Raw genomic sequence first — 13,642 nt, forward strand, 5'->3', positions numbered from 1 at the left:
CACCATACTGGCCGCCGCCGTCGGACACTCCGCGACCGGGTGAAACCTCCACCCCTGCCTCACACCTGTGAGGGTCGCCGACGACCCGGACATGGCACTTCATGTACCGGACCGGCCGCTGCGGATGGCTGATTGCGGCACCTTGGACGTGGTGGCGCAGATCACAGCGACGGCCGTGCCGCCGAGCATGAAGAGCACCAGGCCGAGTTCGTCACCGAAGACGTAGTCGCCCTCCGGCCGGCCGCTCAGCAGAAGGAAGACCGTGATGAACCATCCCGCCGCCGGGGCGAGCGCGCCGATCTGGGTACGGGTCAGGATCCGGCCGCCGTAGAAGAGGCCGCCGGAGCCGAGCAGGGCGATGATCAACCCGCCCGGGAACCAGGCCGCTTGGACGAGGGTTCCGGCGAGGGCGACGAGCGCGCCGAGGACCGCGAGGCCCGAATAAGCGGCGATCCGGGCCGGGTTCGGCCGGGCTGCGAAACCGTAGGGCTCGGGCCCCCTGGGCTCGGGCTCCCTGGGGGGCGCGTTCCGTCGCGGCGCCTGGGAGGAGTCCGCACGCCCGCGGGCCTTTTTGGGGTTGCCGCTCATGCCGCGCCTCCCTCGGCGCCCGGGGCGTCCGCGAGCGGGACGCCCGCGAACAGGTCGCTCTCCCGCTCCGGCCCGGCCACCCCGCGAACGCCGCGCACCAGTTGGTAGCACTCGGTCGTCAGCAGGGGCTGGCCGAGATCGTTGGAGAGGGCGAAGAAGGGACCGTCCACCGCGATCTGGGTGCCGTGGGCGCGCATCGCCGCCGACTTCGCCCCGGCGTACGCCGATCCGTCGATCTCCGCGGTGATCTGCTCCGCGTCGGTCACGCCCGGGACGTCGGCCACCGCCGCGATGCCGGGAAAGGCGTCGGGCGCGGTGGTGCGCAGCCGGTCGAAGGCGGCCTCCAGCACCTCGCGCTCCACCCGGTTCCAGTAGATCTTGGCGATGGTGTGCGGGGCGTCGGAGCCGTACGCCGGGTCGGCGGCCAGGTCGGCGGCGCGCATCGCGACGCGGTGGGCCTGGATGTGGTCGGGGTGGCCGTAGCCCCCGTCCGGGTCGTAGGTGACCAGGACCTGGGGGCGGACCTCGCGGATCACCTCGACGAGGTGGGCGGCCGCCTCGTCCACCGGGGTGGACCAGAAGGAGCCGGGGCGGCCGTTCTGTTCGGCGCCCATCATCCCGGAGTCCCGGTAGCGGCCCGCGCCGCCGAGGAAGCGGTGGTCGGTGATGCCGAGCTCCCGCATCGCCGCGGCCAGCTCGCCGACCCGGTGGGGGCCCAGCGCGTCGTCCCGGTCCGCGGTGAGGCGGGCGAGCGCGGGCGGGATGACCTCGCCCTCCTCGCCGAGCGTGCACGTCACCAGGGTGACGTGGGCGCCCTCGGCCGCATACCTGGCCATGGTGGCGCCGTTGTTGATCGACTCGTCGTCGGGATGCGCGTGCACGAGCAGCAGGCGGCGGGCGGGGAGGTCCTTCATGGGGACCACCCTACGAGCCCGGAGGCCCCCCGTGCCCCCGCGCCCTCACGCCCGCCTGCCGCCCCCGGCGGCCGACGTCCGGATCAGAACTTGATGCTGCTGATCATTCCCGCCACGTTGGTCGTCAGATCGGAGATGGTCGGTGCGATGGACGAACTCGCGATGTAGAAGCCGAGCAGCATGCAGACCACCGCGTGCCCTCCCTTCAGCCCCGATTTCTTGATCAGCAGGAAGACGATGATCGCCAGCAGCACTACCGCCGAAATCGAGAGCGCCACGGCGGTTCACCTCCATCGGTACGTTCGGACGGTCGGAACGGGGGTACACGGTGTGCGGGTTGTCAGCGGGTTCCTACCCACCGAGCGCTACGGATCATAACTTTCCGTCCCAACGCATTGATCGGGGCACAGCAGCACGAGGGGCGCACGAACCGTGCCACGCGGCCGAGTTCGGCACTAGGTTCAGAGCCATGACCTCGCAGAAGCTGTCCTTTCCCCGCCAGCACGCCCGGACCCAGCGCTTCACTCTCGGCGCACCTCGCGCCTTCACCGTCTCACCGGATGAGACACGTGTGATCTTCCTGCGGTCCACGTCCGGAACGGACCGGACCACCCGGCTCTGGGTGCTCGACCCGGCGACCGGCGAGGAGCGGGTCGCCGCCGATCCCGACGTCCTGCTGGGCGGTTCGGCGGAGAAGCTGTCGGCGCGGGAGCGGGCCCGGCGGGAGCGGACCCGGGAGGGTTCGGCGGGGATCGTCTCCTACGCGGTGGACGCGGCGGCGGAGTTGGCCGCGTTCGCGCTGTCCGGAAAGGTGTACGTCGCCGAACTGCGGGCCGGGACCGCGCGGGCGCTGCCGGTGCCGGGTCCGGTGATCGACCCCCGCCCGTCCCCCGACGGCCGGCACATCGCGTACGTGGCCCAGGGCGCGCTGCGGGTGGTGGAGGCGACGGGCGAGGGCGACCGGGCGCTGGCCGAGCCGGAGGACCCCCAGGTCACCTATGGTCTGGCCGAGTTCATCGCGGCCGAGGAGATGCACCGCCACCGGGGTTTCTGGTGGTCGCCCGAGTCGGACCGGCTGCTGGTCGCGCGGGCCGACGAGAGCCCCGTACAGCGGTGGTACATCGCCGATCCGGCGCACCCCGAGCGCAGGCCGGCCGAGGTCGCCTACCCGGCGGCGGGAACGCCCGACGCGGAGGTGCGGCTCTTCGTGATGGACCTGGAGGGGGACCGTACCGAAGTGGTCTGGGACCGGGAGGCGTTCCCGTATCTGGCCCAGGTGCACTGGTCGGCCGCGGGCGCCCCGCTGCTGCTGGTGCAGGCCCGTGACCAGCGCAGTCAGCGGTATCTGGCGGTGGATCCGGAGACCGGCGCGACCCGGCTCGTCCATGTCGACGAGGACCCGGTCTGGCTGGATCTCTTCCCCGGGGTGCCCGCGTGGGCGCCGGACGGGCGGCTGGTGCGGATCGCCGACGAGGGCGGCGCGCGGGTGCTGGCGGTCGGGGACCGGCCGCTCACCGGGTCGCAGCTGCACGTCCAGGCGGTGCTGGACATCGGGGAGTCGGACATCCTGATCTCGGCGGTGGCCGGTGAGGACGCGGCCGAGCCGGAGGTCGGACAGATCCATGTGTACCGGGTCAACGAGCTGGGAATCGAGCGGATTTCCGAAGGGGTGGGTGTGCACTCCGCGGTCCGCTCGGGCGCTCTGTCGGTGGTGGTCTCGGCCGTTCCCGAGGAGCCCGGAACCGCCGCGTGGGTCGTGCGGGACGGCAAGCGGCTGGTCCGCGTCGCGAGCTTCGCCCAGGAGCCGGTGCTCGCCGCCCGCGTGACCCTGACCGAGGGGGGCGCACGGCGGATTCCGTGCGCCGTGCTGCTTCCGTCGGACTACCAGGAGTCGGACGGTCCGCTTCCGGTCCTGCTGGATCCGTACGGTGGTCCGCACGGCCGCCGGGTGGTCGCCGCCCACAACCCGCACCTGACGTCACAGTGGTTCGCGGACCAGGGCTTCGCGGTGGTCGTGGCGGACGGGCGGGGCGCGCCGGGCCGTTCGCCGGCCTGGGAGAAGGCGGTGCGGGACGACTTCACCCTCACCCTGGACGACCAGATCGAGGCGCTGGAGGGGCTCGCGGGGCGGTTCCCGCTGGATCTGTCCCGGGTGGCGATCCGCGGCTGGTCCTACGGCGGCTATCTGGCGGGCCTCGCGGCGCTGCGCCGCCCGGACGTCTTCCACGCGGCCGTGGTGGGCGCCCCGGTCACGGACTGGCGGCTGTACGACACCCACTACACCGAGCGCTACCTCGGCGATCCGGCCCGGCAGCCGGAGGTGTACGCGGCCAACTCCCTGGTCACCGACGACGGGCTGTCCGAACCCGCTTCCGAGGTGCGCCCGATGATGATCGTGCACGGGCTCGCGGACGACAACGTGGTGGTCGCGCACGCCCTGCGGCTGTCCTCGGCGCTGCTGGCGGCCGGGCGGCCGCACGAGGTGCTGCCGCTCAGCGGGGTGACGCACATGACGCCGCAGGAGCAGGTCGCGGAGAACCTGCTCCTGCTCCAGGTGGACTTCCTCAAGCGGTCGTTGGGGATGTCCGGCGCCTGAGCCGCCCGCCGCTCCCCGTCCGCCCCCGGATCACCAGCGGGGCGGCGGGGACGAGGGCGGAGGCCCGAAGCCGCCGCCGGGCGGAGGGCCGAAGCCGGGGGCCTGGGGCGGCTGATGGCCCTGCGGTCCGGGCTGACCGGGGGCCGGGGCGCCCCAGCCGCCGTCCCAGGAGTTCGGGCCGCCCCAGGGGCCCGCGGCACCGCCGGGGGTCCGTTCGACGCCCTTGCGGGCGAGCAGGAGGATCACCACGGGCCCGATGAGGAGCGAGCCGACGTGGCTCAGCAGGGTCAGCTGCGCCTCGATGTCCAGGTCGGTGAACCGTTCGTACAGCTCGAAGTGGATGATGCGCGCCAGGCCCAGCGCGCCGGAGGCGAGGATGAACCCGCCGGCGATCAGGCCGAGCGGTCGGGCGAGGGCCGCCCCGGCGACCGCGCCGACGGCCGCCACCAGGGACATCAGGATGATCGCCACGGTGACCCAGCCGGGCGGCCCCTCGGTGAGCGGGGTGTTCAGGGGTGCCCCGCCGATGAACCACTCGGGGTAGAGCCCGGACGGGAGGACGAACGGCTGCCGGATCTCCCAGGCGGTGAAGATCACCGCCTGAAGACCGAGGAGCAGGAAGACGGCCACCCCCGCACCCCGCCCCGGGCCCGCCGGGCGCTCCTCGCCCTGCGGCACGGGGCGGCGGCCCGCCGCCCCCACGACGATCAGGGCGAGCCCGGCCACCAGCGCGGCGTACGTGGTGAGCAGCGCCCGGTCGCGGAGCTCCTCCGGGGCCGGGGCGTCGGCGACGGTCCAGACACCGGGCAGCCGCAGGACGACGGTGACGACCCCGGTGACGATCAGGACCGAGGCCGCGGAGGCGGATCGGAGTGCCGCCACGGCGGCAGCGGCGTAGGCCAGCAGCAGGACGAGGCTGGTGGAAGTGGTGGTGGGCCGCAGCACGTCCCGGAGGTTCGCAGTGCCCGACCAGTACTCCCAGACCGGCCCCGGTCCGTCGGCGGCCCGTATGTCCCGCCCGATCCAGGCCACAACCACCAGTGCCAGCACCGCGCACAGAACCGCGCCGGTGATTCTCGCTCCCCGTGTAAGTGTCACCCGCTGATACTCCATTGCCCCGAACGGATGAACAAGTCCGCTCGCGGGGCGGGGCGGTGGCGGCGGGCGACCGGCCGGAGCGCCAGGACGACGCTCCGGCCGGACCACGGCACCCGCACGGCCGTACGCTGTTCAGCATGGGGCGTTCGTATATCGGAGCGGCGACGGCGAAGTTGCTTACGTGTTAACGGTCCTGACGCCGGTTCATGACGTTTCGTCCTCCCTGGACCCCGGCTGTTCCCTCGGCTCCTCCGAGCCCTCCGAGCCCTCCGGCCCCTCCGGCTCCTCCGGCTCCTCCGCCCCCGGGGCCTCCGCGGGCCCCGGGATCTCCAGCTCCGCCTCCGTCGGCACCACGTGCTTCTCCTCCGCGAAGTGGCAGGCCGAGTCGTGCCGGGCCGGGGTGTCGACGAGCCGGAACTCCGCCGGGACCGCCAGCAGCGGGACCTCCAGCTCGCACCGCTCCTGCGCCTTCCAGCAGCGGGTGCGGAAGCGGCAGCCGGAGGGGATGTTGGCGGGCGAGGGGACGTCACCGTGCAGGATGATCCGTTCCCGGTGCTCGCGGGCGGTCGGGTCGGGTACGGGGACGGCGGACAGCAGCGCCTGGGTGTACGGGTGGGTGGGGTGGTCGTAGATCTCCGCGTCGGAGCCGATCTCCACGATCCGGCCCAGGTACATCACACCGACCCGGTCGGAGATGTGCCGGACGATGGACAGGTCGTGCGCGATGAAGACGAAGCTGAGGTTGAACTCCGCCTGGAGCCGGTCCAGCAGGTTGACCACCTGGGCCTGGACGGAGACGTCGAGCGCGGAGACGGGTTCGTCGGCGACGATGATCTCCGGGTTGAGCGCGAGGCCGCGCGCGATGCCGATGCGCTGGCGCTGACCGCCGGAGAACTGGTGCGGATAGCGGTTGATGTACTCCGGGTTGAGTCCGACGACGTCCAGCAGATCCTGGACCTTCTGGCGGCGGCTGCCCTTCGGGGCGACCTCGGGGTGGATCTCGTACGGCTCCCCGATGATGTCGCCGACCGTCATCCGCGGGTTCAGCGAGGTGTACGGGTCCTGGAACACCATCTGGATGTTGCGGCGCACCGCCTTCAGCGCCCGGCCGGAGAGCTTGGAGATGTCCTCGCCCTTGTAGCGGATCGCCCCGGCGGTGGGGCGTTCCAGGTGGACGAGCATCTTGGCGACGGTGGACTTGCCGCAGCCCGACTCCCCCACGATGCCCAGCGTCTCGCCCGCGTACAGGTCGAAGTCGACGCCGTCGACGGCCCGGACCGCGCCGATCTGCCGCTTGAAGAGGATGCCCTGGGTGAGCGGGTAGTGCTTGGCCAGGCCGCGGACCTGGAGGATCGGGTCGCCCTCCGTGTACGGCGCGACGGCGTCCTCGCGGGCCTGGGAGAGCAGCGTGGAGCCGGCCGCGCCACCGCCGGTCTTGGCACTCTCGTCGCGGTCAGCGTGCATCGAGCGTCTCCTTCCAGAAGTGGCAGGCGCTCCGGCGCTGCTGGTCCACCTCGTAGAGCGGCGGCACATCGCTGCGGCACACGCCCCTCGCCATCGGGCAGCGGGGGTTGAAGGCGCAGCCGGGCGGGATGCGCGTGAGGTTGGGCGGCAGGCCCTTGATCGCGTACAGCTCCCGGCCCTTCTGGTCCAGGCGCGGGATCGACTGGAGGAGGCCCTTGGTGTACGGGTGGGCGGGGGCCTTGTAGATCTCGTGGACGGGGGCGGTCTCGACGATGCGGCCCGCGTACATCACGGCGATCTTGTCGGCGACGTCGGCGACGACGCCGAGGTCGTGGGTGATCAGGATGAGGCCCATGTTCAGCTCGCGCTGGAGCTCCGCGAGGAGGTCCATGACCTGGGCCTGGACGGTGACGTCGAGCGCGGTAGTGGGCTCGTCGGCGATGATCAGGGAGGGTTCCAGGGCCATCGCCATGGCGATCATGATGCGCTGGCGCATACCGCCGGAGAACTGGTGCGGGTACTGGTTGACGCGTTCCTTGGCGGCGGGGATGCGGACCCGGTCCATCAGTTCGACCGCCTTGGCTTTGGCGTCCTTGCGGGACATGCCGCGGTGCACGACGAACATCTCGCCGAGCTGTTCGCCGACGGTGAGGACCGGGTTCAGCGAGGACAGGGCGTCCTGGAAGATCATGGCCATCTCCTGGCCGCGGATCTTCCGCCGCTCGTCCGGCCTGAGCTTCAGCAGGTCCTGGTCCTTGAAGAGGATCTCCCCGCCGGCGATCTTCCCGGGCGGCATGTCGAGGATGCCCATGACGGCCTGGGCGGTGACGGACTTGCCGGAGCCGGACTCGCCGAGCACGGCGAGCGTCTCGCCCTCGGCCACCGAGTAGTTGACCCCGTTGACGGCCTTGGCGACGCCTTCGCGGGTGTGGAACTCCACGTACAGATCGCGCACTTCGAGCAACATGGCAACCGGCTCCTCAGCGCAGCTTGGGGTCGAGGGCGTCGCGCACCGCGTCGCCGAGCATGATGAACGCGAGCACGGTGACCGCCAGCGCTCCGGCGGGCCAGAGCAGCATGTGCGGGGCGTTGCGGATGTAGTTGGCGGCCGCGGAGATGTCGATGCCCCAGGAGACGGCCGGGTCCTTCAGGCCGACGCCGAGGAAGGAGAGGGTCGCCTCCAGCGAGATGTACGTGCCGAGCGCGATGGTCGCCACGACGATGACCGGGGCGATGGCGTTCGGGGTGATGTGGCGCAGCATCATGCGGGAGTTGGAGGCGCCGAGCGCGCGGGCCGCCTGGACGTAGTCGTTCTGTTTGGCGGTGATGACCGAGCCGCGGGCGATGCGGGCGATCTGCGGCCAGCCGAGCAGGACGATGAACCCGACGACGGGCCAGACGGTGGAGCTGGTGACGACGGAGAGGAAGACCAGGCCGCCGAGGACGACGGGGATGCCGAAGAAGACGTCGGTGAGGCGGGAGAGGATCGCGTCCCACCAGCCGCCGAAGAAGCCCGCGAGTCCGCCGAGGACGCTGCCGAGGAGCGCGACGCCGAGGGTGGCGCAGACGCCGACGGTCACCGAGGTGCGGGTGCCGTAGACGACGCGGGTGTAGACGTCGCGGCCCTGCGGGTCGAAGCCGAAGGGGTGGCCGGGCTCGGAGCCCTTCTGCGCGTCGGCCAGGTCCGCCTGGAGGGGGTCGCCGCTCGCGATGAGCGAGGGCCAGATCGAGATGATCACCAGGAAGAGGATGACCAGCGAGGAGATGATGAAGACCGGGTTGCGCCGCAGGTCGCGCCAGGCGTCCGACCAGAGGCTGCGCGGCTTTCCGGCCGGTCCGGTGCCGTCGGGCCCGCCCGGGTTCTTCTCCAGGCTGGTGCCCTCCTCCATGGCGAGGTCCGTCGGGGCCCCGGCGCCCCCCTGGGAGATCGCTTCGTCCGGCGTCTGCGGCTCAGGCATAGCGGATCCTCGGGTCGAGTACGGCGTACAGGAGGTCGACGATCAGGTTGGCGGCCAGGAAGACGAGGACGAGGATCGTGACGAAGCCGACGACGGTCTGGGAGTTCTGTCGCAGGATGCCCTGGTAGAGCTGGTAGCCGACGCCGTGGATGTTGAAGATCCGCTCGGTGACGATGGCCCCGCCCATCAGCGCGCCCACGTCGGTGCCGATGAAGGTCACGACGGGGATGAGCGAGTTGCGCAGCAGGTGCCGTACGACGACCCGGCGGCGGGGCAGGCCCTTGGCGACGGCGGTGCGTACGTAGTCGGCGCGGGCGTTCTCGGCGATCGAGGTCCGGGTGAGCCGGGTGACGTAGGCGAGCGAGACCGAGGCGAGGACCAGTCCGGGCACGAGGAGTTCGTCGAAGGTGGGGTCGGCGGAGACGGAGGGCTTGATGATGCCCCACTTGACGCCCAGGAGGAGCTGGAGCAGCAGGCCGGTGACGAAGGTGGGGACGGCGATGACGATCAGCGTCAGGATGAGGACGGTGGTGTCGACGGGGCGGCCGCGCCGCAGACCGGTGACGACGCCGAGGCTGATGCCGATGACGACCTCGAAGACGACCGCGACGATGGTCAGCCGGATGGTGATGGGGAAGGCGGTGCCCATCAGCTCGGTGACCTTCTGCCCGTTGAACGCGGTGCCGAAGTCGCCGGTGAACACGTTGCCCATGTAGGTGAGGTATTGCTGCCAGACCGGCTTGTCGAGGCCGAACTCGGAGCGCAGCTGGGCGGCGGTGGCCGGGTCGCACTGGCGGTCGCCGCAGAGGCCCGCGATGGGGTCGCCCATCACGTTCACCATGAGGAAGATCAACAGCGTGGTGCCGAAGAAGACGGGGATCATCTGCAGCAGCCGCCGGATCACATAACGTCCCATGAGGGGCTCCGGGGGTCGGTTCGAGCAGTACCGGGCATGGAGTGCGCGGACGGCCGGGGCGCCGGTGTGCCGGAGCGCCCCGGCCGTCCGCGTCGCTCAGCGCGTCACTTGACGGTGATCTCTTCGTAGACCGGGACGCTGAACGGGTTCAGCGCGACGTTGTCCACCCGGTCCGAGTAGCCGGCACTGCCGTTCTGGTACCAGAGCGGGATGACCGGCATCTCCGTGACGAGGATCTTCTCCGCGTCCTGGAAGGTGGTGATCGCCTTGGCCTTGTCGCTCTCGGCGTTGGCCTTGTCGACGAGGTCGTCGAACTGCTGGTTGCTCCACTTGCCGTCGTTGGACGGGGCGTTGGTGTAGTAGAGCGGCTGGAGGAAGTTCTGGATCAGCGGGTAGTCCATCTGCCAGCCCGCGCGCCAGGCGCTGGTCAGCTTCTGGGTGGAGACCTGGGCGCGGAAGTCGGCGAAGGTGCCGACGGGCCCGCCGACGCAGGCCTTGTTGTTGCCCATGACGTTGTTGATGCTGTTGCAGACGGCGTCGACCCATTCCTTGTGGGAGCCGGTGTCCGCGTTGTACGAGATCTTCAGCTGGCCGCCGGGGATGCCGCCGCCCTCGTCGATCAGCTTCTTGGCCTCGGCCTTGTTGTACGTGCACTCCTTGCCGCAGAGCCCTTCCTTGAAGCCGCCCTCCTCGCCGAGGACCGGGGAGGTCCAGTCGGAGGCGGGGGTGCGGGTCTTCTGGAAGATCTGGTCGGTGATCTGCGGGCGGTTGATCGCCATCGACAGGCCCTGGCGGACCTTGCGGGCGTCGTCGGTGTCCCACTCCTTCTCGTAGAAGGGGAAGGCCAGGGTCTGGATGATGCCGGCGGGGGTGTTGATGTACCGGTCGCCGAGGTCGGCCTCGACGTTGCGGAGCTGGGAGGCGGGCACGTCGTCGACGAGGTCGAGGTTGCCCGCGGTCAGGTCGGTGTAGGCGGTGTTGTTGTCGGTGAAGACCTTGAGGTCGACGCCGCCGTTCTTCGCCTTGTCCTCGCCCGGGTAGTCGTCCCACTTGCGCAGCTTCATCGAGGAGCCCTTGGCGTACGACTCGATGGTGTACGGGCCGTTCCCGATGGGCTTGGAGAGCCAGGCGTCGTGGTCGTCGTAGAACGCCTTGGGCAGCGGGACGAAGGCGGAGTAGCCGAGGGTGTCGGGCCACAGGGAGAACTTCTGGGTGAGCTTGGCGGTGAAGGTCAGGTCGTCGACGACCTTCAGTCCTGACAGGGTCTCGGCGGAGGCGGACCCGGACTCCGGGTGGACCTTGTCGTAGCCCTCGATGTACTGGAAGAAGTAGGCGTTCTTCTGGTTGTTCTTCAGGGCCGCGCCGTAGTTCCAGGCGTCCACGAAGGACTTGGCGGTGACCTTCTCGCCGTTGGAGAACGTCCAGCCGTCCTTGAGCTTGATCGTGAAGTTCTGGGAGTCCTTCGAGTCGATGGACTCGGCGAGCATGTTCTTCGCCTCGCCGGTCTTCGGGTCGTAGCGGATGAGTCCGCGGAAGACCATGTCGAGGACCTTGCCGCCCTGCACCTCGTTGGTGTTGGCCGGCTCCAGCGGGTTCTGCGGGTCTCCCCAGGAGGAGCTGACGATGCCGTCGGCGCCGCCGCCGCTGCCGCCACCGTCGCCGTCACCGCCGCCGCAGGCCGTCGCTGCCAGGGCGACGGCCACCGCACATGCGGCCCACCTGACCTTTGTGGCTCCGCGCATGAAGTGCCTCCTAGAGTCATCGAGTAGCTCAATGCCTCATATCACCCCATAACGTTGCGTACCGCATGCGGGATTGCCCCGTACGGGCGGGAGGACAGCGAAGACGACCGAGGCCCGGCCCCCTCGGGGGGCCGGGCCTCGGTCGTTCGACCTGCGGGATCGGTTACGCCGCGTGCACGACGTCCTTCTCCTCGGCGAAGTGGCACGCCGACTCGTGCGCGGCCGGGGTGGCCGACGAGACGAAGCGCTCGGGGATCGCCAGCAGGGGCTCCTCCGTCGCGCAGCGCTCCTCCGCCTTCCAGCAGCGGGTGCGGAAGCGGCAGCCCGACGGCGGGTTCGCCGGTGACGGGACGTCACCGGTCAGGATGATCCGCTCGCGTCCCTCGCGGGCCGACGGGTCGGGGACCGGGACCGCGGAGAGCAGCGCCTGGGTGTAGGGGTGCGTCGGGTGGTCGTAGATCTGCGTGTCCGTGCCGATCTCGGCCATCTTCCCGAGGTACATCACGCCGACCCGGTCGGAGATGTGCCGGACGATGGACAGGTCGTGCGCGATGAAGACGTAGGACAGGTTGAACTCGTCCTGGAGCTTCTCCATCAGGTTGATGACCTGGGCCTGCACCGACACGTCGAGCGCGGAGACCGGCTCGTCGCAGATGATGATCTCCGGGTTGAGCGCGAGGCCGCGCGCGATGCCGATGCGCTGGCGCTGACCGCCGGAGAACTGGTGCGGGTACCGGTTGATGTACTCCGGGTTCAGACCCACGACGTCCAGGAGCTCCTGGACGCGGCGGCGCCGGTCGCCCTTCGGGGCCACCTCGGGGTGGATGGCGAAGGGTTCCCCGATGATGTCGCCGACCGTCATACGCGGGTTCAGGGACGTGTACGGGTCCTGGAACACCATCTGGATGTTGCGGCGCACCGCCTTCAGCGCGCGCCCGGACAGCTTGGTGATGTCCTGGCCCTTGTAGAAGACCTCACCGGCCGTCGCCCGCTCCAGGGTCATCAGGAGCTTGGCGACCGTGGACTTGCCACAGCCGGACTCGCCCACGATGCCCAGGGTCTCACCGGCGTACAGGTCGAAGGAGATCCCGTCGACGGCCTTGACCGCGCCGATCTGCTTTTTGAAGAGGATGCCCTGGGTCAGCGGGAAGTGCTTGACCAGGTTGCGCACCTGGAGAATCGGCTCGCCCTGGCTGACGGGCGCGTCGATGGCGGCTACGGCCTCCGCCTCGGTCGCGGCGTCCACGGCCTCCGCCTCGGAGACGTTCGGGGTGGCGTCCACGGGCTCCTGCTCCTTCTTGAGCTCAGCCATGGATCGTCTCCTTCCAGAAGTGGCACGCGCTGCCGCGGCCGGCCAGCTCCGTGCCGTCCTGCTCGGTCACCGGAGCGAGCGGCGGGACGTCGGTGCGGCAGATGTCCTGTGCCTTGGGGCAGCGCGGGCTGAAGGCGCAGCCCGTGGGGATACGGGTCAGGTTGGGCGGCAGGCCCTTGATCGCGTAGAGCTCCTGGCCCTTCTGGTCCAGGCGCGGGATCGAGTCGAGCAGACCCCGGGTGTAGGGGTGGGCCGGGCGGCTGTACAGCTCGCCGACCGGGGCCGTCTCCACGATCCGGCCCGCGTACATCACGGCGATCTTGTCCGCGACGTCGGCGACGACGCCGAGGTCGTGGGTGATCAGGATCAGACCCATGTTGTACTCGCGCTGGAGCTCGGCCAGCAGGTCCATGACCTGGGCCTGCACCGTCACGTCGAGCGCGGTGGTCGGCTCGTCGGCGATGATCAGGTCCGGCTCCAGGGCCAGCGCCATGGCGATCATGATGCGCTGGCGCATACCGCCGGAGAACTGGTGCGGGTAGTCCGAGACACGGGCCGCCGCCGCCGGGATCTTGACCTGGTCCATCAGCTCGATGGACTTGGCCTTGGCGTCCTTGCGGGACAGGCCCTGGTGAACCCGGAACATCTCGCCGAGCTGGTAGCCCACGGTGAGGACCGGGTTCAGCGAGGACAGCGCGTCCTGGAAGATCATCGCGATCTTGCGGCCGCGGATCTTCCGGCGCTCCTCGTTGGACATCTTCAGCATGTCCTGGCCGCGGAAGAGGATCTCGCCCTGCGTGATCTTCCCGGGCGGCATGTCGAGGATGCCCATGATGGTCTGCGCGGTCACGGACTTGCCGGAGCCGGACTCGCCGAGCACGGCGAGCGTCTCGCCGGCGCTGACGGTGTAGTTCACACCGTTGACCGCCTTGGCGACACCGTCGCGGGTGTGGAACTCCACGTGCAGGTCGCGGACGTCGAGCAGTGGACCGTCGCCACTCACGGACTCCCGCGGTGCGGGGACGTGAGCCGTCTTGTCGATGGTGGTCACGAA

The 13,642-nt window shown here is 70.3% G+C and carries 12 protein-coding genes; 1 reads left to right on the forward strand and 11 read right to left on the reverse strand.

Annotation, left to right across the window (positions count from 1 at the left end):
• Nucleotides 1-99: 99 nt before the first annotated feature.
• The 3 genes from IE145_RS00740 to IE145_RS00750 all read right to left on the reverse strand — a co-directional run bounded on the left by IE145_RS00740 (nucleotide 100) and on the right by IE145_RS00750 (nucleotide 1,780).
• A complete protein-coding gene (locus IE145_RS00740) occupies nucleotides 100-588 on the reverse strand; it encodes a DUF6113 family protein (protein WP_189517830.1) in 489 nt (162 codons plus the stop codon).
• Nucleotides 585-1,502 (reverse strand): N-acetyl-1-D-myo-inositol-2-amino-2-deoxy-alpha-D-glucopyranoside deacetylase, encoded by a 918-nt coding sequence (gene mshB, locus IE145_RS00745; protein ID WP_189517832.1) that lies wholly within the window; start codon nucleotides 1,500-1,502, stop codon nucleotides 585-587. Before mshB ends, IE145_RS00740 begins: the two co-directional genes overlap by 4 nt.
• An 83-nt stretch (nucleotides 1,503-1,585) precedes the next feature.
• Nucleotides 1,586-1,780, reverse strand: coding sequence for a membrane protein (locus tag IE145_RS00750; RefSeq protein WP_006127350.1), 195 nt, complete (start codon nucleotides 1,778-1,780; stop codon nucleotides 1,586-1,588).
• Between the two features lie 191 nt (nucleotides 1,781-1,971).
• Between IE145_RS00750 and IE145_RS00755 the strand changes: the two genes are divergently transcribed.
• Nucleotides 1,972-4,098, forward strand: coding sequence for a S9 family peptidase (locus tag IE145_RS00755; protein WP_189517834.1), 2,127 nt, complete (start codon nucleotides 1,972-1,974; stop codon nucleotides 4,096-4,098).
• A gap of 30 nt (nucleotides 4,099-4,128) precedes the next feature.
• Here the strand turns inward: IE145_RS00755 and IE145_RS00760 are convergent, their stop codons facing one another.
• From IE145_RS00760 to IE145_RS00795, 8 genes are all read right to left on the reverse strand, one after another.
• Nucleotides 4,129-5,148: a hypothetical protein gene (locus IE145_RS00760; protein WP_189518557.1), complete on the reverse strand. Its 1,020-nt coding sequence runs from the start codon at nucleotides 5,146-5,148 to the stop codon at nucleotides 4,129-4,131.
• A 252-nt stretch (nucleotides 5,149-5,400) separates the two neighbouring features.
• Nucleotides 5,401-6,660 (reverse strand): ABC transporter ATP-binding protein, encoded by a 1,260-nt coding sequence (locus IE145_RS00765; protein WP_189517836.1) that lies wholly within the window; start codon nucleotides 6,658-6,660, stop codon nucleotides 5,401-5,403.
• Nucleotides 6,650-7,627, reverse strand: coding sequence for an ABC transporter ATP-binding protein (locus IE145_RS00770; protein WP_189517838.1), 978 nt, complete (start codon nucleotides 7,625-7,627; stop codon nucleotides 6,650-6,652). The genes IE145_RS00765 and IE145_RS00770 overlap by 11 nt, the downstream gene beginning before the upstream one ends.
• A gap of 13 nt (nucleotides 7,628-7,640) precedes the next feature.
• The gene (locus IE145_RS00775; RefSeq protein ID WP_189517840.1) at nucleotides 7,641-8,618 is read right to left on the reverse strand and encodes an ABC transporter permease; all 978 of its coding nucleotides are present in this window, start codon (nucleotides 8,616-8,618) and stop codon (nucleotides 7,641-7,643) included.
• A complete protein-coding gene (locus tag IE145_RS00780; protein ID WP_189517842.1) occupies nucleotides 8,611-9,534 on the reverse strand; it encodes an ABC transporter permease in 924 nt (307 codons plus the stop codon). The genes IE145_RS00775 and IE145_RS00780 overlap by 8 nt, the downstream gene beginning before the upstream one ends.
• Nucleotides 9,535-9,638: 104 nt before the next feature.
• Nucleotides 9,639-11,276, reverse strand: coding sequence for a peptide ABC transporter substrate-binding protein (locus IE145_RS00785; protein ID WP_189517844.1), 1,638 nt, complete (start codon nucleotides 11,274-11,276; stop codon nucleotides 9,639-9,641).
• Between the two features lie 163 nt (nucleotides 11,277-11,439).
• Nucleotides 11,440-12,588 (reverse strand): ABC transporter ATP-binding protein, encoded by a 1,149-nt coding sequence (locus tag IE145_RS00790; RefSeq protein WP_189517846.1) that lies wholly within the window; start codon nucleotides 12,586-12,588, stop codon nucleotides 11,440-11,442.
• Complete coding sequence (locus tag IE145_RS00795; protein WP_189517848.1) at nucleotides 12,581-13,639, reverse strand: ABC transporter ATP-binding protein; 1,059 nt, start codon at nucleotides 13,637-13,639, stop codon at nucleotides 12,581-12,583. The genes IE145_RS00790 and IE145_RS00795 overlap by 8 nt, the downstream gene beginning before the upstream one ends.
• Between the last annotated feature and the right edge of the window lie 3 nt (nucleotides 13,640-13,642).

This window comes from Streptomyces sindenensis, from assembly GCF_014649035.1.
Classification (GTDB): Bacteria; Actinomycetota; Actinomycetes; order Streptomycetales; family Streptomycetaceae; genus Streptomyces; species Streptomyces sindenensis.